Here is a 20,796-nt window from a genome sequence, read left to right on the forward strand (position 1 = left end):
CTGGTCTCGCGGGGCCGGTGGGATCAGGGCGACGGGGCGGCGACGGCGCGGTCGCCGGGCAGGCCGGCGGCCCCGCCGCCCTTCAGCAAGGCCTCATAGGCGGCCACGTAGTTGCGCGCCATGGCCGCGACGGAAAAGCGTCGCTCGAACACCTCGCGGATGCGGGCGCGGTCCAGGGTGCGCACCTTTTCAACGGCGTCCACGGCGTCGGCGATGGTATCGACGACGAAGCCGGTCACGCCCTGGTCGATGATCTCGGGCATGGCGCCGTTGTTCCAGGCGATGACGGGCGTGCCGCAGGCGAAGGCCTCGATCACCACCAGGCCGAAGGGTTCCGGCCAATCGATGGGCATCAGCAGGGCGGCGGCGTCGCCCAGGAAATCGGGCTTTCCGGCGTCGTCGATCTCACCGACGTGCTGAATGGCGCGGCCGTCGATGCGCGGTTCGACGTGTTCCTTGAAATACGGGCCGTCGTCGTCCCCCACCTTGGCCGCCATCTTCAGCGGCCGGCCGGATTTCTCCGCGATCTCGATGGCACGGTCCGGCCGCTTGTCGCGGGAGAAGCGGCCCAGGAAGGCCAGGTAGTTGCCGGTGCCGCCCGGCCGGCCCGCCGGCGGGCGGTACAGGTCCAGCGGCAGGCCGTGATAGACGGTGGCCAGCCAGTTGGCATCCGCCAGGGGCCGCCGCTGCCGGTCCGAGATGGAGATCATGGGGTAGCGCGGCCAAAGCCCGTAGGACGGCGCCAGGTCAACATAGTCCAGGCGGCCGTGCGGCGTGGTCACCGTGCGCTGCGCACATTCCTTGAAGAAGGGAAAGTGCATGAAATGGCTGAGGTGGAAATGCAGTACGTCGAACTCATCCGCGCGGGCCCGCACCTGCTCCAGCATGGCCAGGTGGGCCGCCACCGGCGACTTCAATGGCGCGCCATCCAGCCACAGCGCCTTGGGCCGCATGGGCACCAGCCTGGCCTTGGTCTGGGAGGCCCCGCTGGCGAACAGGGTCACGTCATGACCCAGGTCCACCAACTCATCCGTGAGATAAGATATAACCCTTTCAGTACCACCATAGTATGTTGGCGGCACCGTCTCATACAGCGGGGCGATTTGCGCAATCTTCATCGACGGTAATTCCCTAAATCGATGATGGAAATTGGCACGCACACCCATGAGTATTGATGGTGCGCCGCCAAAGGGACCGGCGCAACCGTATCATCGGTTGGTGGTAGCAACCATAATTCTTAATGAATAGGGCATGGGGGCGAGGCCACCGCCCGAATTTGACGCGCCATCGCACCCTGGGCCTTTCGGCCTAGACCTGCTGCCGGGCGGTCAGGCGGCGGGCTTGGCCTTGGGCGCATAGCGCTGGCGGATGGCATCGTCCGCGCCGGGGCCGGCCGCCAGGCGGAAATCTCGGCTGGTGGCGGGCTTGCCGCTTACCCGGTCCACCAGCACCATGTCGGCGGGCTGGCCCGTCTGGGTGTCGACCAGTTGCACGGTCGGTCCCTCGGGCGCGAAGTGGCGATTGCCCCAGGCCAGCAGGGCCAGCATGACCTCGCGGAAATCGCGGCCCCGCTCGGTCAGCACATACTCGTACCGGGGCGGGCGTTCACTGTATTGCCGCTTTTCCATCAGCCCGGCCTCGACCAGGGCGGTCAGGCGGCGGGTCAGCATGTTGGGGGCGATATCCAGGCTTTTCTGGAACTGGTCGAAGCGCGTCATGCCGTGAAAGGCGTCGCGCAGGATCAGGATGCTCCACCACTCCCCCACCCGTTCCAGGCTGCGGGCGATGGGGCAGGTCAGGTCCTCGAAACTTTTACGCTGCATGGCGAGCCTTCGGCGGCGGATTGCGCATCCGCGACTTTCATGGTGCAAGTGTAAGGCCGCCGCAGTGGGCTGCGCAAGGGGTCGCGACCAGCGTGGGCTAGAATCTCAAGCCCTGGAACCAGCGGAACAGGGCCTGCAGGCCGGTGTAAAGGCGCCCGGCGCCGATGGCGTCCATCCAGTCCTGCCAGGCCTGCACCCAGCCGGACAGCCGGTCGGTCACCGGGTTGATGGGCAGGCCGTTGACCCAATCGGCCAGCGGATGGGCGCCCAGCACCAGCGCCACCAGGGTGGCCGCCGCCAGGGACAGGGCCACGGACCGCAGGCGGGAGGGGGCCGCCCCCTCGATCACCTCGACCGGGTTGTAGCGGGGGCGCACGGGCGGGGGCGCGGGTGTCGCCTCGGCGGGGGCTGACAGGCGGCGGGTCGGGATGGCGTTCATGTCGCGGCCCCCCTCAGAACTGGAAGTAGATGAAGGGCGCGACGCCCTCGGGCGCGCACGCCTGGATCAGCACCACGGCCAGGCCCACGGCGGCGCCCATCGCAGGCCCCAGGAAGGCGGCCGGCAGGCGGCGCACCCCATCCTCGATGCGCGCCAGGCGGTCGGCGGGCAGGAACTGGCTGGCCAGGGTGCCGGCGATCAGCAGCAGGGTCAGGGGCGTGGCGGCGGTGGGCAGCACGTGCCACCGGCCGAAGCCCGCCAGGAAGTGGCCCGCCACCTCCAGCGTGGGCGAGCGGAAGAAGATCCAGGTAAAGCAGACGAAGTGGAAGGTGGCGACGATGGCCAGAACCCGCCGCCAGCCGCGCAGGGGCGGCGCCTCCCATTGCCCCAGGGTGATGGCGCGCAGGCGGTTCACCAGATGCTCCGTCACCAGCATGCCGCCGTGCAGCGCGCCCCAGATGACGAAGGTCCAGTTGGCGCCGTGCCACAGGCCGCCCAGCAGCATGGTGATCATCAGGTTGCGGCAATGCCGCCATGTGCCGCCCCGGTTGCCGCCCAGGGGGATGTAGAGATAGTCGCGCAGCCACGACGACAGTGAGATGTGCCAACGCCGCCAGAATTCCCGCAGGGAGCCCGACCGGTAGGGCTGGTCGAAGTTCTGTGGGAAGCGGAAGCCCAGCAGCGCCGCCAGGCCGATGGCGATGTCGGTGTAGGCGCTGAAGTCGCAATAGATCTGCATGGCGTAGCCGTATGTGGCCAGCAGCAGATCCAGGGCGCCGTAGCGGTCCGGGTCCATGAACACGGCGTCGACCAGGTCGGTCGCCAGGTAGTTGGCCACCACCACCTTCTTGAACAGCCCGCCCATGATCAGCAGGTAGGCGCGGGTGGCGCGGATGTCGTCCGGATCCGGCCGTTCCCCGATCTGGGGCAGGAAGTGGCTGGCGCGGACGATGGGGCCCGCCACCAACTGGGGAAAGAAGGAGATGTAGAGCACCAGGTGCATCAGGCTGGCCGGCCGCCGCAAGGTGCCGCGGTACAGATCCACCAGGTAGGAGATGCCGTGGAAGGTGAAGAAGGAGATGCCGACGGGCACCACCATGTCCAGGAAGCCCAGCCGCACCGGCAGGCCCAGCAGGGTGGCGGTGTCGTTCACCGCGTGGCTGGTGAAGTCGGCGTACTTGAAGAAGGCCAGCACGCCCAGGTTCACGGCCACGGCCAGGGAGACCGCCAGCTTGCGCCGGGCCGGGCTGCCCTGGCGCACGATGGCGTGTCCGGCCAGGTAGTTGAATAGCGTGCTGCCGCCCAGCAGGAACAGGTAGCGCCAATCCCACCAGCCGTAGAAGACGTAGCTGGCGGCCGACAGGAAGGCGATGCGCCCCTGCGGGAAGCGCACCAGCGCCCAGGCGGCGGCGAAGACGATCAGGAAAAACAGGCCGAAGTTCAGCGTGGGGAACAGCATGGGGGTTCCCTCACCGGCCGGCCAAGGCAGCGGCGGCCGCATCGGGGCGCCCGGCCACCACCGGGCGAGGCGGCACGGCCCCGGGCTGGATATAGCCCTGGTACTGGTCCATCAGCCAGGCGAAGAAGGCGTTGGCCGTCAGGGTGTAGCCTTCCGGCGTCAGGTGCACATGGTCGGCCCGGGCCAGGGGCACGGCCTGGCGCACCCAACGGTCCATGCCGCAGGCCCCCGGCATCATTTGTGACCAATCCCAGAACACATAGTCGCCGGATTTGGCGCCCTGGGCCTGCAGGGCCCGCACCCGCCCCAGCATGGTGGGCGTGTACCAGGCGCATTTCCCTAGGGGCGGCGGAGTATCCTGGCAGGGGAAGACGGCATCCTTGTCCGCCACCTTCTTGCAGGCGGCGGATTCCGCCTGGCCGTCCAGGGGACCCAGGACGACCACGGCCACCGGCCCGGCATTCAGCCGGCGCAGCGCCGCCTTGAAGCGTTCCTGGTAGGCGGACAGGTCCAGGTCACGGTCGAAGCCCTCATTGGTGCCATAGGCCAGGATGACCAGGTCCGGCTTGCGCCTGGCCAGTTCCAGCGCCACCGTCTCAGGGTTCCAGCGGTCCATGGTGGTCAGCCGCGCGCCGACCACGCCCGCGCTGTCGAACACGACGCCCGGCTTGGCCCGGTCCAGCGACCAGCCGGCGATGTCCACCGGCCGGGCGTCCGCCGCCACCAGCTTCAGCTGCTGCGCCTGTCCCGCCGTGGGCAGGGTGACCCAATCGGCCTGGCCGGCGGGCCCTTGCGTGGGGATCTGCTTCACCACCCGGTCGTCGATCAGCACCAGCAGGTCGCCGCCGCCCGGCTGCCGCACCACGGTGACGCCGGCGATGTCGAAGCCCAAGCCATCCTTGGGTGTGACGGCAATGGCCGCCCCGCGGGCGCGGCTGCGGGCGACGAAGCCGGTCATGCCCCAGCCCGGCGACGGGGTGTCGCTGAGGCTGTTGAAGTACTGCCACTTGCCTTCCTGGGTCACCGCCACGTCGGCGCGGCGCGACCCGATGTAGGGCTTGCCCGCCGGCATGTAGCCCGGCCCGGCGGAGCCGAAGCGTTCCTGCAGGGCGTCGCGCAGGCGGGTGGTGAAGACGCCGCCGGCGGTGTGGCTGTCGCCCAGTTGCAGGATGTCGACCGTGCCGCCATGCCCGGCCTCGATGGCCGCCAGCCGCTGAAACAGGCGTTCAAAGCCCGGATTGCCGTCATAGGGCGAGGGCGCACGGGCCGGCGGCGCCGACGGCAGGGTCCCGGTAGCGGCGACCTGGGTGGCCCCTTTGGGCACGGGGGAGGCCGAAGGGCCGGCGGGCGCGCCGCTGCACGCCGCCAGGGCGGCCAGCATCAGGCTGAGGGACGCAAGACGGCGGCGCATGGAGGTCAGAGCTGCCGCGCCGGGGTGGCCATGAGCACCCGGCCGCGAGAGCCGATGGACGAACCGGCCGCGGCACCCGTGGCGGCACCGGGTTGCTGGCTCATGGGCTGGCTGGCCGGCAGGTCGGCCGGCATGGGCTTGGCGATGGGGGCGTCGGAAGGGGTGGAGGTGACGGCCGCCGGCGTGACCGCCGGAACGTTCGCTGGAACCGGGGCCGGGGCCGGCGCTGAAGCGACCGGGGCGGGGGCCGGCGGGGTGGCGGACGCAGCCTTGACCGCCGGTTTGGCCGCCGGCGCCCCGGCCAGCTGCAGCCGGGTCAGCACCTTGCCCGCCACCAGCTGATAGCCATAACCGGTGAAGTGGATGCCATCGTCGGACCGCAGCTGCTGGCTTTTCTGGCGGCTGTCATCGACCCGCGCCATGAAGTTGCCGTCGGCGTCCAGATAGTCCTGGTACAGCGGCAGGAACACGGCGCCGTACTTGCCGGCTTCGGTTTCATAGAGGCCGGTCATGAACTTGGCGTCGTCGTTCGTTTCCGGCTTCCGCATGACGGGCAGGCCCACCCACACGGTGGTGACGTGGTGTTCCTTCAGCGTCTGCAGCAGCCAGTCGATGCGCTGCGTGTAGACGTTGGTCCAGCCCGGCGACTTGAACAGGTAGCCCTTGCGGTTCTCGTCGCGCACGCCCTGCATGTCGTTGGCGCCGAACATGATGACGGCGTAGCCGCCCTCCCCCGCCTCATCGATCTGGCGGGCGGTCTCGGCCTGCCAGCTGGCATAATCAGGCCGGGTCAGGCCGGCGCCCAGCTGGGAATGGCGCATCAGCCGTGTCTGCGGCTGGGATTTCAGCCGTTCGTACAGGCCGCTCCACACCCCATCGGCCAAGGAATCGCCATAGACGGAAATCGTGACGCCAGCCGGGGTGGCGGGCGTCTGGGGAATCGCCGCGGGCGGGGCCACCGGCTCGGCACGGGCGATGGCTGCGGTCAAACCGAAAAATGCACTAAAAACAATAACGAACCGGCGGTTCATCGAGGGCCCCTGACTGCCGAACCTAATGAATCCCAAGAGGGTGGCGCGGACGGCGTCAATACAGCCGCCCGCATCGTCATACCGGGAGTCCCGGCGCCTGTCACGCGCCGGCTGGGGATAGCTCCAACGCCTATGGATCAAGCCGTCAGGAACAGGGCCTGTTCCTTCTGCCGGCGGGCGGCGAGCCCCGGCAGCGTGACCAGCTGGCCATTCACCGTCGCCTTGTCCCAGACCAGGAACTGTTCGGCGGCGCCGGCGTAATCGCCCTGGTTCAACAGACGCAACAGCGTGGACTGGGTCAGGGCGCCGACACCCAGGTTGAACGCGAAATCCGTCAGCGCGGCGTACTGGTTGTCGGTCAGCGGCACCGTCACCGCCGTGCCCACCCCGTTGCCGGCGGTGGCCAAATCCTGGGCCAGCAGGTTCTGGGCCTGGTCTTGGGTGATGGTCATGCCCGGCGTGACGTCGGGCCCGGTATGGCCATACCCGATGGTCAGGCGGCCGGCGGGGCAGAGATAGGCGGTCAGTCGCAGTCCCTCGGACTGTTCGGTCAAGGCGATACCCGCGGCGTTCACAGTCCTGGTCATTCCCACTCAATCCCCACATCAGGAAGTACAATTCAGGCTTGCCTTTATAGCCCTGCCCTGCACGTCACCCCACCGGAAAGCCGAGCCCGCGGGCGTCAATTTGCCTAAACGGTTGCAAATCTCCGCCTTTAGACCGCCATCCTTTGGGCACATTGGGGGGAGAGTATCGGTACCGTATTATCAGTCCCTTAAGGTCCCGCCGCCCCGCCCGGCGCGGATGGGGTAACCCCGGAAGTACCGGCCTTCAGAGAAAGGGCTCACATCATGTTCCGTCTGCGCCTGCCCCGCCTTCATCGCACCCCTGGGGGGCGCGCCCGTATGGCGGCGGCCATGTTCACCGCCCTGGTGGCTTTGCCCGTCGCGGCCAAGGCGGAATATGCCTACACCTCCAGCGGCACCATCCTGCGTGCCGGTCCGGGTGGCGGTTATCCGGCCATCGCCAGCCTGCCGCCCGGGGTGTCCCTGAACGTCTACGGCTGCCTGGCCGGGTGGTCGTGGTGCGACGTGGATTTCCAGGGTTATCGCGGCTGGCTCTATGGCGGCAGCCTGATGTACCCCTACCAGGGCCAGCGCGTGTACCTGCCCCAGTACGGCGGCGTGATCGGCCTGCCCATCATCACCTTCTCGTTCAACGACTATTGGGGCCGCTACTATCGTGACCGGCCGTGGTTCGCGGACCGGCACCGGTGGGAGCGCTTGCCCCCGCCCCGGCCCATCTACCACCCCGGCCACGACTTCCGCCCCGGTCCGGGCCCAGGCCGGCCCGGTTGGGATCGGTGGGACCACGACCACCGTCCGGGTCCCGGGCCCGGCCGCCCTGGCCCCGGACCGGGCGACCATCACGACGGCCCCGGCCCTGGCCGTCCGGGTCCCGGTCCTGGCGGTGACCATCATGGCGGTCCCGGGGGCGGTCCCGGGGGCGGTCCCGGGGGCGACCACCACGGGGGCGACCACCGGGGCGACGGGGACCACGGTCCGCACCGCTGAACATTCCCACCTTGATTTGGGCGGCTCGTTAAGGGCCGCCCTTTTCACATCAGGCCGCCCCCCCTGGGCCGCATACGAATTCTTGTTGTGGTTCGCCCCCCCTCCTGTGCCATGAAGGACGAGGTGGCTGGGGTTCCGGCCCATGGACGAAGCCTGCGCAACGCCTTACAAGCGCAGGGAAATCAAGGGACAGGGGGGGACGTATGGTGCCGGTTGCAGGCATGGCCTGGGTCGACTACGCCATCGTGGCGGTGTATCTCATCGGTATCGTCTCATTGGGGCTGTACTTGGCCCGCCGCCATTCCTCGACTGAGGATTTCTTCCTGGCGTCGCGCGGCACCACCTGGCCCGTCATCGGCCTGGCCCTGCTGGCCTCCAACATCTCGTCCACCACGCTGATCGGGTTGGCGGGCGCCGCCTACGGCACCGGCATCTCGGTCTACAATTACGAATGGATGGCGGCGGCCGTCCTGGTGTTCTTCTGCGTCTTCTTCCTGCCCTTCCTGCTGCGGTCCAAGGTCTACACCCTGCCGGAGTTCCTGGAGCGGCGGTACAGTGGCCTGGCGCGCAGCTATTTCTCAGGATTGACCCTGTTCCTGAACCTGGTGGTGGACACGGCCAGCGCCCTCTACGGCGGCGCGCTGCTGTTCAAGCTGCTGCTGCCCGGCGTGCCCCTGTGGCAGATCGTCATCGTCCTGGCCGTCTCCGCCGGCATCTACACCATCGCCGGCGGCCTGCGCGCCGTGATCTATACCGAGACCATCCAAGCCGTGCTGCTGCTGACGGCGTCCGCCATCATCGCGGTGCGCACCTTCCTGAAGGCCGGCGGCTGGGACGCGGTCATGGGCGCCGTCGACCCGGCCAAGCTGTCGCTGATCCGCCCCTTGAGCGACGCGGCCGTGCCCTGGCCCGGCCTGCTGACCGGCGTGCCCCTGCTGGGTTTTTACTTCTGGTGCACCAACCAGTTCATGGTGCAGCGCGTGCTGTCGGCCAAGGATGAGAACCATGGCCGCTGGGGCAGCCTGTTCGCCGGCGCGCTGAAGCTGCCGGTGCTGTTTCTGATGGTGCTGCCCGGCACCGCCGCCATCCTGCTGTACCCCAACCTGAAGTCGCCGGACCTGGTGTTCCCCACCCTGCTGTTCGGCCTGCTGCCCGCCGGCCTGGTGGGCCTGGCGGTGGCCGGCTTCATGTCGGCGCTGATGTCGTCCATCGCCTCCACCTTCAATTCCGCGTCCACCCTGTTCACCATGGACTTCGTGCGCCGCTGGAAGCCAGAGATGCAGGGCGCCGCCCTGGTGCGGGTGGGGCGCCTGGCCACGCTGGTCATGGCCGGGGCGGCCATGGCCTGGGCGCCGCAGATCGAGCATTTCGGGTCGCTGTGGCAGTACCTGCAGGTCATCATCGCCTATGCCGTGCCGCCGGTGATGGCGCTGTACCTGGTGGGCATCTTCTGGCGCCGGGCCAACGCCGCCGGGGCCGCCGCCTGCATCGCCGCAGGCGTGCTGGGCGGGGCGGCCCTGTTCGTGGCCAACACCGTGCTGGACGTGGTCAGCATCCACTTCCTGTACGTCGCCCCCCTGCTGTTCATGCTGTGCGCCGCGGTGCTGGTGGTGGTCAGCCTGGCCACCGCCCCCGACGCGGCGGAAAAGTCGGCCGGCCTGGTCTGGACCCCGGCCTTTTTCCGTGAGGAGACCGCCCGGCTGGCGCACGAGCCGTTCTGGCGCAACTACCGCGTGCTGGCCGGCCTGCTGCTGGCCGCCACCGCCGCCATCGTCTACACCTTCCGCTGAGGGGCCGGCCCATGGGCGATCCGCTGCGCGTGTTGCCGGCCGGCACCAGCCGCCCGGATCTGAAAGAGCCGGAGTCGCGACGCGCATTGCGGGGACGCGGGCCCGATTGCTATCATCCGCGCCCAGGGGAGCACCAAGAGGCCGGAAGCAAGGGGATGCGGGTCAAGCGTCCGACATCGTTCGACATCGCCGAACTGGCCGGCGTGTCGCAGTCCACCGTGTCCCGCGCCCTGCGCAACGACGCGATGGTCAGCGAGGACACCCGCCAGCGCGTGGCCCAAGCGGCCCGCCTGCTGAACTATAAAGTCGATGTCAACGCCCGCAATCTGCGCTCGCAGAAGACCAACACCCTGGCCCTGCTGCTGTATGAAGACCCGGTGACCAGCCAGTCGCTGATCAACCCCTTCTTCCTGTCCATGCTGAGCAGCATCACCAAGGCGTCGGCCCGGCGCGGCTATGACCTGCTGATCTCCTTCCAGCAGTCCAGCGATGACTGGAGTGCGGACTACGCCGCGTCCAAGCGGGCCGATGGCCTGATCTTCCTGGGCTATGGCGATTATCTGCGCTATGTCGACAAGATCAGCCGCCTGGATGAGGTCAGCACCGCCTTTGTCACCTGGGGGCCCGTGGTCCCGGGCCAGCCGGGGCACTTCATCGGGTCGGACAACATTCAAGGCGCCCGCGAGGCTGTGCGCCACCTGATCGCGCGCGGCCGCAAGCGCATCGCCTTCCTGGGGGACATCTCGGAACACTGCCCGGAGTTCCGCGACCGCTACCGCGGGTATGTCGAAGCGCTGGGCGAAGCGGGCCTGCCGGTGATCGAGGCGCTATACGCCGATGCCGCCGCGTCGGAGGAGGTCGGGCACCAGGCCATCCTGGACCTGATCGACCGCGAGGGGCCCATCGACGCCGTGTTCGGCGCCTGCGACCTGCTGGCCATCGGCGCCATGAACGGCCTGCGCGAGCGGTCCTTGCGGGTGCCGGAGGACGTGGCCGTGGTGGGTTTCGACGACATCGTCGCCGCCCCCTTCACCTCGCCACCCCTGACGACCATCCGCCAGGACACGGCGGCCGCCGGCGAACTGCTGGTGGAAAACCTGCTGCGCCTGATCGACGGCCGCCCCATCGAGACGACACAGATCTCCACCAGCCTGGTGGTGCGGGGCAGTTGCGGCGGCGCCTGACCCACCGGGGACGGCGGGGTCACACCCCCGGTTGTTGCCAATACCCCGGGCGTACGGTATCCCGATGGTGGGGACCGCAAGGGGGGACGTCGTTGGGGCGACCGGGCATACACCCCGATTGGAGTTGGACGTGCTGCAACGACCCAGCTACAGGCATTCCCTGATTTCCATGCTGGCGGACCTGAGCGGGCCGGACACCCGGGACGCCGGGCTGCAGGCGCTGGAAGCCGCCGGCTACCTCACGCCCGAGTTGCGGGCGAAATGGACGGCCGAACTGGCGCGGCCCAAATACGCCGCCCGCTATCTCAGCGAAATCGTCTCGCAGGAAAAGGTGCGCATCGAAAAGCTGTTGCGCCAGGTGGGCGGGGAGCTGACGGCGGTCAAGACGCGCGACCTTCTTGCCAATTTCATCCAGGCCCTGCAGGTGTGCAGGCAGGAACACCGCCTGGACCCCGACCGTATCCGGCGGTCGCGCACCCTGGATTTCGGCGCTGGCGTATGGTCGTCCCTGTCCGCCTCCGTCATGCTGTACGCCATCGGGTTTGAGCAGGCCGACGCGTTCGAACCCTTTCCCATCGCCCCGGACATGGTGGCGGAAAGCGTCTTCCAGACCATCCGCTGGCTGTATGACACGCCGGACGCCTTCGCCGTCTTCGGCGCCACGCCGGCGATGATGAGGCAGCGCGTGGCCGCCCTGGATTTTTCCGGCCTGGAGGAAAAGCTGGACGGCCTGAACGCCGGTGGCCCGCGCGTGATCGATTTCGGCCCCGTCCGGCTGTTCAACAACACCGACATGATGGACAACGGGTATTACGACTTGGTGCGCAGCAATTCGGTGCTGGAGCATGTGGAGGACATGCTTGGCGCCCTGGCCCGGCAACGGGAGATCCTGAAGGACGACGGCGCCTGCGTGCACACGGTGGACTTCACCGACCACCGCGCCATCTCGGCCGACCGGGAGGACATCGAGCATTCCTTCCACATGTACTATGACGGCATCCTGGATGAGGTGAACGGCCTACGCGCCGGCGACCTGGAATCCCTGTTCGTGCTGAGCGGCTTCCACGGCAGCATCGTGCGACTGATGACGGCGCCCGAGGGGTATATCGACCACGGGCGCCTGCACCCCCGCTTCGCCCACTATTCGCCCGCGGACTTGGCGGCGGCGGTCAGCAGCTACGTGCTGACGAAGGCTTGACGGTGGTCCCGGGGCCTCGCGGCCCCGGGAACCATCCTCTTCTCACGGCTTGGTGGCGTAGCGCACCGCCACGGGGGCGTAGAGGTCCCAGACCCCGCCGTCGTGCAAGGAGCGCAGCAGCTTCACATACTCCGCGTGCGCCCAGGCCAACGGGGTCGCGCTGTCGGTGCCGGCGCCGGCCTTGTAGCCACGGCCGCCATCGCTGCCCACACCGTCCCACACCTGTTCCGGGATCATCAGGCCCTGGTTGGCGAAGCGCTCCATGGCGCGGACGTAGGTGGCGCGGATGGCCTCCACCTCCGCTGGCTTGGCGCCGCCGGCCTTGGCCGCCGCCTGCGCCAGCTCGTAATGCCCACGCTCCCCCGTCAGCAGGGGCCAGACGCGGCCGCGCTGGGTGGGCGTCATGCTGCCGCTGACGGCGTAGTTGGCGCCGGTCGCCCGGTCCTCGCCATAGCCGTCGTTGCCATAGCGGCGCCAGCCGGGATAGGCCGTGGCGTCGCCATCGAAGTGGAAGGTGTACTTGACGCGCAGGTTCTCCGGCAGCGTCTCGTCATCCAGCACCGCCAGGCTGGACTTGATGACGGGGTCGCTGGGCGCCCGCACGCCATAGCGCACCAGTTCCAGGAAGCCGCCGTCGACATAGGCGTCCTCCGTCAGTGCCTGCTGCCCGTTGCGCACCGCCAGGGGCGTGTGGGCATTGGGCTGGCCCGTGGGCGCGATGCGCAGGTAATAGCCGGCTTTCGAGCCCCCGGGGGAGGCCGTTCGCGCCAGCTGGCCGTTGGTGGTGACGGTCGCGGCCTCTAGCCCGGCGGAGTATTGATCGGCGGCGGCGTAGTAGCGCTTCACCGACGCCTCATCCCCCGCCTGGCCCGCCAGTTCCGCCGCCGCCGCCAGGCCGGCGATGACCGCCGCCGTGGTGGAGGGGGAGTTGCCGGCCTGCTCTTCCCAGCGCTCCTGCTGGGTCACGGGCGGGCGGATGGTCTCCTTGTTCCAGCCGATGCCAGCGGTGCCGCCCTTGACCAGGAAGTCGGCGGCCGGCTTCACCATGCTGGTGTAGAGCGCGGCGGCCTCGGCGTCGCTGATGACGCCGTTGCGCCACAGGCGCCAGGCCAGCATCAGGGGCATGGCCGTCTGGTCCAGCTGCACGCCCACCCATTCCGGCGTGCCGTCCACATGCGTCTTTTGCAGGAACCAGCCGCCGTCGCCATGGTTGCCCGGTGTCTTGGGGCCCACCTGGATGGTCTTCAGGTAGTTCAGCGCCGCCTTGGGCGTGTCATTGTCGCCCAGGGCCAGCAGGGCCATGGCGCACTGGTAGAAATCGCGCGGCCACACCGCCTTGTAGCCCGTCGCCGGCTTGTCCGCCTTCTGCGTGTCGCCCCAGGGCGCGGACAGCGACGCGATCAGCGCGCCGGGATGGGTCTTGTCCTCCTGCGCCTTCAGCACCAGGGCGCTGGCGTACAGCAGCTTGCCGCCATCCATGGCGACCTTCGCCAACTCCGGCAGGGGCGCCAGCTTGGCCTGGTAGCCTTCCCAGCCGGCGTCATAGGCCGCCAGCACGGCATCATGCCCGCGCTTCAGCGTGGCCGTGGCGGCGGCATCCGCCGCCTTGGCGCTGTCGCCGAAGCCGACGACGATGTCGAAGGTGGCCTCGCCCGTCACGGGCGCCAGGGCGCCGGCCAGCGCCACGTTGCCGGCCTTGTCGCCGGTGGTGGTGTAGCTGTCGTCCAGCTTGCCGACCTTGCGCAGCTGGGTCAGGCCATCGGAGGCGCCGACGAAGCCCACGCTGCTGGCCGTGAAGCCCTGCGCCGCCTTCACCACCAGGTGGCGGTTGCCCTCATAGGCGTGCAGGCCGCCCCCGGCCCCGTCGGCCTTGTCGCCGCCACCGGTGCCGGCCATCTGCGGGTCCACCAGCAGGTAGGGGGTAACGGTGCCGCCTTTCAGCGCCCGCACCGTCACGCGCACCATCAGCGTGTCGGCGTCGGGGTCGGTGAAGACCTGCTTCTCGATCTCGTACTTGCCGTTCCTGGCCTTGTTCACGACCTTGTAGGCCAGCGAGCGGGGACGGCCGGCGGCATCGACATCCAGATAGCTGGTGGTGCTGTCGGTGCCCGTATCCTCCACATCCAGGAAGCCCTCGCCCTGGATGGCGAGCTTCAGCTCGCGCAGCTGCACCTCATGGATCAGGCCGTACATGGTCTCGGTGACCACGCCCTTGGCCAGCGAGAACCAGACGCGCGACGGCACGGCCTTGCCCGCCTGCGCGTCATACGCGTGGTAGGCGGTACCGATGCCCGTCTTGCCCGCGTAGGCGCCCGTCGCCGCCTGCCCCGGCGCGCCCGGCGCCACGGCGGCGAATGCGACCCCCGTCATGCTTGAGGCCAGCAGCATCGCCATCAGCGCGGCGGCCCGTTTCCGTCCCATCGTCTTATTGTTCGTCATTCCATCACCAGGCTTGAAAGGCAGGGCCCCACTGTCCCCCGCGGTGCACCGCACAAGGGCTTGAATACGTATGGGAGGCGCAGGGCGGAAGGGGGAAATACGTATGTGGGCGGCGGCTATCACGACCTGGGCCGGCAGCTCTGCAGCGGGTCTTCCTTTGGCGGATGAGGATTGTTGAAACCGCCGGGCAGTTCATCTTCCCACTTGGCAAGCAAACCGTTGCCGATGAAGCCGATGGCGACAAAAATGATTGCCAGCCACCAAGGCATTCTGAAGACCCCGATGAGCAGAACAACCAAACCCAGAGCGACGGCCGCAACAATGATCTTGGTTCGAAGCAGGACGCGCCGCAGCTGCTTTTCCCTATTTTCCATCTTCGCCTAACCCAGCCGTTGGCCTTATCCTAACGCCAAAAATGACGACACCATCAGGCGATGGCCACACCCAAGATTGCGAAGCACCAAACGATGGGGAACGGAGGCATAAAGAAGACGATGGGGATGCTGGTCGCCTGCGCGACCATCGGAAATTGCTCCATAGCCCAAGCAAACGGTTCAGGTAGTGATTTCGTGGGAAAAATAGACGGCAACGGCGCCGTTCAAATCGTTGGATGGGCACGTCTGCGTGGTGAGCTGATGATTTTCGACACCCCTGCGGCTATGGACGGGAAGGTGTCCTTCCCCCACTGCATAAGCGGCGTCTTCGCAAACCAAGCGGCTCTTGATCTTTCCTCTTTTGACGGCAAAGTCGTGAACGTGTCGGGGACGCTACTCAAGTATGCTGACCTGAAACTCGAGGACAGTCCCGTCCTTCCCCGGAAAATACTGGCCGGATCCGTTATTCCGAATTTCTGTTTTGGAAACAATGTCTTGCTCATCAAGCATCTGGACATCGTTCCCCAGCCATCCGCGCCTTGAGCCCCTCACCAGTACTATCGAAACCCAACTATCCGGCCCGACCCTGCGGGCCGATGCTGAAGGACATCCGGGAGGGGATCGTCCCCTTTACCCCCACCCCGCCATCGGCCAGCATCTGCACCGGGCTGTACAGCACCACCTACAGCGCCAGCTGCTTGGCCAGGATGGAAGGAATGCGGCTGTTGTCTTTGCCCGTCAGGCTGACCACGCCGGGCGTGAAGTCGAAGGGGCCGGACAGCATGCGGGTGAAGGCTAGGCCCCGCGCCACCCAGTTGGGATAGGTGCGGCGCAGGCCAGTGTCCTTGATGGGCTCATGGCGGTAGGCACGACCTTGACCGGCGTCTCCGCCAGGGCCGGCAGCGGGGCCAGCATCATCGCCGCGAGCAGCACCCATAGCCGCCTCATCAGGGAAGTCTCATGCCGCCCGCCACCGTCGCGCCTATTTCGGCCGCGACAGTACCAGGCCGCCGAAGGGCGGCAAGGTCCAGCCCTGGATGCCGGACCGCGGCTCCCCCACGCTGTCCACCACCGGCCAGTTCGCCCCCTCTGGCGTCGTCCATGTCCCGGGGCCGAAGTTGAACAGGCACAGCAGGGTTTCGTCGCCGTGGCTGCGCTCGAAGGCCAGCACATGCTCGCCCGTCTCGATGAAGCGCATGTCGCCCACGGCCAGCGCCTCGTGCGTCTTGCGCAGGCCCAGCACCCGGCGTGTCAGCGCAAGGTGGGAGTGGGGGTCGGCCTGCTGCCGGTCCACCGCCATCGCGTCATGGTCGGCGCCCACGGGCAGCCAGGGCTGGGCCGTGCTGAAGCCGGCGTTGGGGGCGCCCGACGTCCAGGGCATGGGCGTGCGGGCGCCGTCGCGGCCCAGGGTCAGGGGCCAGTTGGCGATGGCCTCGGGGTCCTGCAGCTGCTCGAACGGGATGGGCACCTGGGTCAGCGCCAGCTCCTCCCCCTGGTAGAGGAAGATATTGCCGCGCAGGGTGACCAGCAGCAGCGCCGCCATGCGGGCGAAGGCCGCGCGGTCCTGCGGCTTCGCCCAGCGCGAGACGCAGCGCGGCGCGTCATGGTTGGAAAAGGCCCAGCTGGGCCAGCCCAGGCCCGGCTCATCCGGCCACAGCTCCAGCGCCTTGCGCACCAGGGCGGGGGTCAGGGTGTCGGCATAGAGGAAGCTGAAGTCATAGGCGCTGTTCAGCCGCGTGTCGCCGGCGGTGAAGGCCTTCATCTCGCGATCGGCATCGGGGCCGCCCACCTCGGCCACCGTGAAGCGGTCGCCGCCATAGCTATCCAGTACGCCGCGGATGCGTTCCAGGAATTTCGGGATGTCCGGGTGGGACATGTTCTTGGAATGCAGCTGGAAATCGAAGGGCCGGGTGCGCAGCGCGTGCGGGTCGGGGTTCACCGGATTGTCGGTGAAGGCCGGGTCGTGCATGGAGAAGTTGATGGCATCCAGGCGGAAGCCATCCACCCCCCGGTCCAGCCAGAAGCGCGCCACGTCCAGCAGGGCGTCCTGCACCACCGGATTGTGCACGTTCAGGTCCGGCTGTTCGGTCAGGAAGTTGTGCAGGTAGTACTGCCGCCGCCGCGCGTCCCAGGTCCAGGCCGGGCCGCCGAAGACGGATTGCCAGTTGCAGGGCGGGCTGCCGTCGGGCTTGGCATCGGCCCAGACATACCAGTCGGCCTTGGGGTTGGTGCGGTCCTGGCGGCTTTCCTGGAACCAGGCGTGCTGGTCCGACGTGTGGGAATAAACCTGGTCGATGATCACCTTGAGGTTCAGCGCATGCGCGCGTGCCACCAGGGCGTCGAAATCGGCCAGGGTGCCGAACAGCGGATCGACATCGCGGAAATCGGACACGTCATAGCCGAAGTCCCGCATGGGGGAGGTGAAGAAGGGCGACAGCCAGATGGCGTCCACGCCCAGGCTGGCGACATGGTCCAGGTGCCGGGTGATGCCGGGCAGGTCACCCACGCCGTCGTTGTTGGCGTCGGCGAAACTGCGCGGATAGATCTGGTAGATCGCCGCCCCGCGCCACCAGGGTCGGGGGCCGCCCGGTCCGGTATGGGTGGGGTGTTCCATGGTCATGAAGCCTCTCCAGATGCGCAGACAACGTAATCAAGCGGGGCCAGCTGGACAGCATAGCTGCCAGGGGCGGTGGGGGCAGCGCCGCATCGGCCGTGCAGGGCGGTGAAAGTGGTCCACCGGCTGCCGACCTCAACCTGGGCGCTCACCGGTTGGGTCCCGGTGTTGACGGCCACCAGCACCTCGCGCCCCGTGGCGGGGTCGATACGCGAGACGGCGAACAAACCCGGCTTTTCACTGGCGTAGCGCACGACGCTGCGGCCGTGGCGCAGCGCCGGCTCCGCCGCGCGCAGGCGCGCCATCTCGGCCAGGGCCTTGTAGAGCGGGTGGTCGGGGTTGAAGCTGGGCGTGGCGGTGGTGGCGGTCGTCCCCACCAGGCGTTCCGCGTTGTAGGACGCGACCCGGCTGCCGAACATGTCCTCGCGGCCGGCGCGATCCTCCCCGCCGCTGAAGCCCTGCTCATCCCCGGAATAAACGACGGGCACGCCGCGCTGGGTGAACATCAGGGCGTTGGCCAGGATGAGTCGGCGAAGGATCTCATCCTCCCCGGCCTGGGGGAAGGCCTTGCGGGCGAAATAGGCGAAGCGGCCGTGGTCATGGTTGCTGACGAAGGTGGGCAGTTGGCGCGCCGCGTCCTCTCCGCCCTCGTACAGCGCATCGCCATCCAGCATCAGGGCCAGCCTGTCGGTGCCCTTGGTGCCCGCCACCGTATCGACCACGGCGCGGCGGAAGGCGAAATCCAGCACGGCCGGCAACTTGTCCACCCGGGTGTGGCGGGCCAGGATGGCCACCCGGCCGTCGGTGTCCGCCACCTCGCCAAAGATGTGGAAATGGGGGATGCCCTTGGCCTTGGCGCGTTCCAGCATGGCGGGCACGAAGGCCTGCCAGAATTCCGGGTTCACATGGCGGGTGGTATCGATGCGGTAGCCGTCGATGCCGTAGCGGTCGATCCAGCCGCCATAGATGTCGATGAAGCCCCGCACCACGGCCGGATGCTCCGTCATCACGTCGTCCAGGCCGCCGAAGTCGCCGTACAGGGAGCTTTCGCCCTTGAAGGTCGATTCACCGCGATTGTGGTAGTAGCGGAGGTCATTCAGCCAGTCCGGCGCCTTAACATGCCGTTCCGCCTCGGGCACGAAGGGGGTGTAGGCATAGGCCGGGTCCGTCAGCCGGGCGAAGTTCCCCTCGGTCCGGACCTGGTCGCCCTGGAAGCCGGCATTGATGGCGGGGCCGGCGGGGCCGCCCTTGCGGGTATAGGGATAGTCGGCCTTGGAGCGGTAGGGGCATGGCTTGCCCTTGCCGTTTTCCGAGGCGCATTCCTTGTACTGGATGACGTCGGCCGTGTGGTTGATGACGATGTCCAGATAGACCTTCATGCCGCGCACGTGCGCCGCGTCCACCAGGGCCTTGAAGTCGTCGTCGGTGCCCAGATGCGGATCGACATGGGTGAAGTCGGTGATCCAGTAGCCGTGATAGCCGGCGGACTGGTGGCCGGGCGCCCCCTGCACCGCCTTGTTCCTGAACACCGGGCCGACCCACAGGGCCGTGGCGCCCAAGCCCTGGATGTAGTCCAGCCGCCGCATCAGGCCCTTGAGATCGCCGCCGTGATAATAACCGCTGTCGGTCGGGTCATAGCCGGTGACCGACCGGTCGCCGCCCAGGCCACCCGTGTCGTTGGCGGTGTCGGCATTGTCAAAGCGGTCGGGCAGCAGGAAATAGACCACCTCATCCTCCGCCAGGCGGTCGCGATAGTCGGCGGCCCGCGCCGGAGCGGCGCCCGTCAGCGGCAGGGTCCCGGCGGCGATGATCATGGTCGTGGCGAGCAGCGCCAGGCGACGGCTGAAGGGCGTCATGCGGTCCTCGTCAGGCTGTCGGCCTGGTGGTGGCGGGGCCATGGGGGGGCGGAGCAGTGGCGGGCGACGAAGTCGGCGTGGGTGGGCATGGCGTCCACCTCGCGCGCCACGGCCGACTTGATGTCGGCCAGGAAACGGCGCAAATCCTCTTCCGACAACTGGTCGGCCAGGGGATGGTGATCGCGTGGCCAGACCCCCTGCCCCAGGAAGACATGCAGCCAGCTAACCTCGCTGAACAGTTCGTCGTGGTCGCGGGCGACGCGGCCCAGCGCCCGGAAGATGCGCATGCGGCGGGCCAGTTCCTCGGGCACGGGCCGGTCCCGGCACTCCCGCCAGAAAGGACTGTCGGCGCGTTCCGTGGCCGCGTAGTGCAGGATGATGAAGTCGCGGATGCGCTCATACTCGATGGCCGACGCGCGGTTGAACTCCTCCGCCACGGCGGGATCGAATTCCCGGTTGGGCAGCAGGGTGATGAGCCGGGACAGGGCCGACTGCACCAGGTGGATGCTGGTGGATTCCAAGGGCTCCATGAATCCACCGGCCAGGCCCACGGCCACGACGTTGCGGTTCCAGAAGCGGCGGCGGCGGCCGGCGGTGAAACGCAACTGGCGCGGCTCGGCCAACGCCTCGCCATCCAGGTTGGCCATGAACGTGGCGGCCGCCTCGTCATCGCTGACATGGCGGCTGGAATAGACGTAGCCGTTGCCGGTGCGGTGCTGCAGCGGAATGCGCCACTGCCAGCCGGCGGGCCGCGCGGTCGAGCGGGTGTAGGGCGTCAAGGCGGCGGCGGACCCGTCGTGCGCGCTGGGCACGGCCCAGGCCCGGTCACAGGGCAGCCAATGCGTCCAGTCCTCGAACCCCGTGTTCAGCGCCTGCTCGATCAACAGGCCGCGAAAGCCGGAGCAATCGATGAACAGGTCCCCGGCGACGCGGGTGCCGTCGGCCATCTCCACCGCGTCGACGAAGCCGTCATGGGCGCGCAGCACGGTGCGGACGATCTTGCCCTCCGTCCGGCGCACGCCCCGCTGTTCCGCGAAGCGCCGCAGATAGCGGGCGTACAGCCCGGCATCGATGTGAAAGGCGTGGGCCAGCGGCTCAAGCGGGCTTTGCCGGCGCGGGTCGGGCCGCAGGAAGCGCCCGCGCCGCGCCGCCACGCTATTGAGGATGTAGGACTCCCAGTCGTCGGTCATGCCCAGGCGGTGGGCGCGCAGCCAGAAATCCTGGAAATGGCCCAACCCCAGCGACCGGCTGAAAGCGCCAAAGCTGTGCAGGTAACGGTGACCCGGCCGCAACCAGTCCACGAACTCGATGGCCAGCTTGATGGTGCCCTGGGTCTGGCGCAGGAAGTCGTTTTCGTCCAGGCCCAAGGCGCGGTTGAAGATGGCGATGGGGGGGATGGTCGCCTCGCCCACGCCCACGGTTCCGATCTCTTCGGATTCCACCAGGTGGATGCGGTGGTCGCCGGGGCCCAGGATATGGCTGAAAAGGGCGGCCGTCATCCATCCGGCGGTGCCGCCGCCGACGATGACGATGTCGCGGAGGGGGGCGAACGTCATGGCCTGTCTTCCAGGTCGCTGTTGACGGTACGTCCCCGCCGGAGCGGG

18 protein-coding genes are annotated in these 20,796 nt (G+C 68.2%); 5 read left to right on the plus strand and 13 right to left on the minus strand.

Annotation, left to right across the window (positions count from 1 at the left end; translation table 11 throughout):
- Positions 1-23: 23 nt before the first annotated feature.
- The 7 genes from FBZ89_RS00255 to FBZ89_RS00285 all read right to left on the minus strand — a co-directional run bounded on the left by FBZ89_RS00255 (position 24) and on the right by FBZ89_RS00285 (position 6,750).
- Positions 24-1,118: a glycosyltransferase family 4 protein gene (locus FBZ89_RS00255; protein WP_145748043.1), complete on the minus strand. Its 1,095-nt coding sequence runs from the start codon at positions 1,116-1,118 to the stop codon at positions 24-26.
- A gap of 210 nt (positions 1,119-1,328) precedes the next feature.
- Entirely contained in the window at positions 1,329-1,823 is a 495-nt protein-coding gene (locus tag FBZ89_RS00260) for a winged helix-turn-helix transcriptional regulator (protein WP_145748044.1), read from the minus strand.
- Between the two features lie 97 nt (positions 1,824-1,920).
- Positions 1,921-2,262: a hypothetical protein gene (locus FBZ89_RS00265; protein WP_145748045.1), complete on the minus strand. Its 342-nt coding sequence runs from the start codon at positions 2,260-2,262 to the stop codon at positions 1,921-1,923.
- 13 nt (positions 2,263-2,275) lie between these two features.
- Positions 2,276-3,721: an MBOAT family O-acyltransferase gene (locus FBZ89_RS00270; RefSeq protein ID WP_145748046.1), complete on the minus strand. Its 1,446-nt coding sequence runs from the start codon at positions 3,719-3,721 to the stop codon at positions 2,276-2,278.
- Between the two features lie 10 nt (positions 3,722-3,731).
- On the minus strand, positions 3,732-5,132 hold the full coding sequence (locus tag FBZ89_RS00275; protein WP_145748047.1) for a GDSL-type esterase/lipase family protein: 1,401 nt from the start codon (positions 5,130-5,132) through the stop codon (positions 3,732-3,734).
- Between the two features lie 5 nt (positions 5,133-5,137).
- Positions 5,138-6,121, minus strand: coding sequence for an SGNH/GDSL hydrolase family protein (locus FBZ89_RS00280; RefSeq protein ID WP_186457107.1), 984 nt, complete (start codon positions 6,119-6,121; stop codon positions 5,138-5,140).
- A gap of 179 nt (positions 6,122-6,300) precedes the next feature.
- Positions 6,301-6,750 (minus strand): lysozyme, encoded by a 450-nt coding sequence (locus tag FBZ89_RS00285; RefSeq protein WP_145748049.1) that lies wholly within the window; start codon positions 6,748-6,750, stop codon positions 6,301-6,303.
- A 264-nt stretch (positions 6,751-7,014) separates the two neighbouring features.
- On the opposite strand from FBZ89_RS00285, the gene FBZ89_RS00290 reads away from it, so the two are divergent.
- From FBZ89_RS00290 to FBZ89_RS00305, 4 genes are all read left to right on the plus strand, one after another.
- Entirely contained in the window at positions 7,015-7,737 is a 723-nt protein-coding gene (locus tag FBZ89_RS00290) for an SH3 domain-containing protein (RefSeq protein WP_211115050.1), read from the plus strand.
- Positions 7,738-7,940: 203 nt separating this feature from the next.
- Positions 7,941-9,527, plus strand: a complete 1,587-nt coding sequence (locus FBZ89_RS00295; RefSeq protein ID WP_145748050.1) for a sodium:solute symporter — start codon at positions 7,941-7,943, stop codon at positions 9,525-9,527.
- Positions 9,528-9,682: 155 nt separating this feature from the next.
- The gene (locus tag FBZ89_RS00300) at positions 9,683-10,711 is read left to right on the plus strand and encodes a LacI family DNA-binding transcriptional regulator (RefSeq protein WP_145748051.1); all 1,029 of its coding nucleotides are present in this window, start codon (positions 9,683-9,685) and stop codon (positions 10,709-10,711) included.
- 130 nt (positions 10,712-10,841) lie between these two features.
- Positions 10,842-11,909 carry a methyltransferase domain-containing protein gene (locus FBZ89_RS00305; protein WP_145748052.1) on the plus strand — a complete coding sequence of 356 codons (1,068 nt, stop codon included), beginning with the start codon at positions 10,842-10,844 and terminating at the stop codon, positions 11,907-11,909.
- A 42-nt stretch (positions 11,910-11,951) separates the two neighbouring features.
- Here the strand turns inward: FBZ89_RS00305 and FBZ89_RS00310 are convergent, their stop codons facing one another.
- Positions 11,952-14,348, minus strand: coding sequence for a glucan 1,4-alpha-glucosidase (locus FBZ89_RS00310; RefSeq protein WP_145748053.1), 2,397 nt, complete (start codon positions 14,346-14,348; stop codon positions 11,952-11,954).
- Between the two features lie 119 nt (positions 14,349-14,467).
- Positions 14,468-14,722, minus strand: coding sequence for a hypothetical protein (locus FBZ89_RS00315; RefSeq protein ID WP_145748054.1), 255 nt, complete (start codon positions 14,720-14,722; stop codon positions 14,468-14,470).
- 60 nt (positions 14,723-14,782) lie between these two features.
- On the opposite strand from FBZ89_RS00315, the gene FBZ89_RS00320 reads away from it, so the two are divergent.
- On the plus strand, positions 14,783-15,265 hold the full coding sequence (locus FBZ89_RS00320; protein WP_186457108.1) for a hypothetical protein: 483 nt from the start codon (positions 14,783-14,785) through the stop codon (positions 15,263-15,265).
- A gap of 139 nt (positions 15,266-15,404) precedes the next feature.
- Here the strand turns inward: FBZ89_RS00320 and FBZ89_RS00325 are convergent, their stop codons facing one another.
- The 4 genes from FBZ89_RS00325 to FBZ89_RS00340 are packed head-to-tail and all read right to left on the minus strand — an operon-like array spanning position 15,405 to position 20,748.
- On the minus strand, positions 15,405-15,659 hold the full coding sequence (locus FBZ89_RS00325; protein ID WP_145748056.1) for a hypothetical protein: 255 nt from the start codon (positions 15,657-15,659) through the stop codon (positions 15,405-15,407).
- Positions 15,660-15,704: 45 nt separating this feature from the next.
- Positions 15,705-17,342, minus strand: a complete 1,638-nt coding sequence (locus tag FBZ89_RS00330) for an alpha-glucosidase family protein (RefSeq protein ID WP_145748057.1) — start codon at positions 17,340-17,342, stop codon at positions 15,705-15,707.
- Entirely contained in the window at positions 17,339-19,192 is a 1,854-nt protein-coding gene (locus FBZ89_RS00335) for an alpha-amylase family glycosyl hydrolase (protein WP_211115051.1), read from the minus strand. Before FBZ89_RS00335 ends, FBZ89_RS00330 begins: the two co-directional genes overlap by 4 nt.
- Positions 19,189-20,748 (minus strand): tryptophan halogenase family protein, encoded by a 1,560-nt coding sequence (locus FBZ89_RS00340; RefSeq protein ID WP_145748058.1) that lies wholly within the window; start codon positions 20,746-20,748, stop codon positions 19,189-19,191. Before FBZ89_RS00340 ends, FBZ89_RS00335 begins: the two co-directional genes overlap by 4 nt.
- Positions 20,749-20,796 lie beyond the last annotated feature (48 nt).

The organism is Nitrospirillum amazonense, from assembly GCF_007828045.1.
Taxonomy (GTDB): Bacteria; Pseudomonadota; Alphaproteobacteria; order Azospirillales; family Azospirillaceae; genus Nitrospirillum; species Nitrospirillum amazonense_C.

Bases quoted from the DNA above. Each gene is read 5' to 3' on its own strand.
- FBZ89_RS00255 (WP_145748043.1), bottom strand. From the start codon at position 1,118: ATGAAGATTGCGCAAATCGCCCCGCTGTATGAGACGGTGCCGCCAACA.
- FBZ89_RS00260 (WP_145748044.1), bottom strand. From the start codon at position 1,823: ATGCAGCGTAAAAGTTTCGAGGACCTGACCTGCCCCATCGCCCGCAGC.
- FBZ89_RS00265 (WP_145748045.1), bottom strand. From the start codon at position 2,262: ATGAACGCCATCCCGACCCGCCGCCTGTCAGCCCCCGCCGAGGCGACA.
- FBZ89_RS00270 (WP_145748046.1), bottom strand. From the start codon at position 3,721: ATGCTGTTCCCCACGCTGAACTTCGGCCTGTTTTTCCTGATCGTCTTC.
- FBZ89_RS00275 (WP_145748047.1), bottom strand. From the start codon at position 5,132: ATGCGCCGCCGTCTTGCGTCCCTCAGCCTGATGCTGGCCGCCCTGGCG.
- FBZ89_RS00285 (WP_145748049.1), bottom strand. From the start codon at position 6,750: ATGACCAGGACTGTGAACGCCGCGGGTATCGCCTTGACCGAACAGTCC.
- FBZ89_RS00290 (WP_211115050.1), top strand. From the start codon at position 7,015: ATGTTCCGTCTGCGCCTGCCCCGCCTTCATCGCACCCCTGGGGGGCGC.
- FBZ89_RS00295 (WP_145748050.1), top strand. From the start codon at position 7,941: ATGGTGCCGGTTGCAGGCATGGCCTGGGTCGACTACGCCATCGTGGCG.
- FBZ89_RS00300 (WP_145748051.1), top strand. From the start codon at position 9,683: ATGCGGGTCAAGCGTCCGACATCGTTCGACATCGCCGAACTGGCCGGC.
- FBZ89_RS00310 (WP_145748053.1), bottom strand. From the start codon at position 14,348: ATGACGAACAATAAGACGATGGGACGGAAACGGGCCGCCGCGCTGATG.
- FBZ89_RS00315 (WP_145748054.1), bottom strand. From the start codon at position 14,722: ATGGAAAATAGGGAAAAGCAGCTGCGGCGCGTCCTGCTTCGAACCAAG.
- FBZ89_RS00320 (WP_186457108.1), top strand. From the start codon at position 14,783: ATGGCCACACCCAAGATTGCGAAGCACCAAACGATGGGGAACGGAGGC.
- FBZ89_RS00325 (WP_145748056.1), bottom strand. From the start codon at position 15,659: ATGGGTGCTGCTCGCGGCGATGATGCTGGCCCCGCTGCCGGCCCTGGC.
- FBZ89_RS00330 (WP_145748057.1), bottom strand. From the start codon at position 17,342: ATGACCATGGAACACCCCACCCATACCGGACCGGGCGGCCCCCGACCC.
- FBZ89_RS00335 (WP_211115051.1), bottom strand. From the start codon at position 19,192: ATGACGCCCTTCAGCCGTCGCCTGGCGCTGCTCGCCACGACCATGATC.
- FBZ89_RS00340 (WP_145748058.1), bottom strand. From the start codon at position 20,748: ATGACGTTCGCCCCCCTCCGCGACATCGTCATCGTCGGCGGCGGCACC.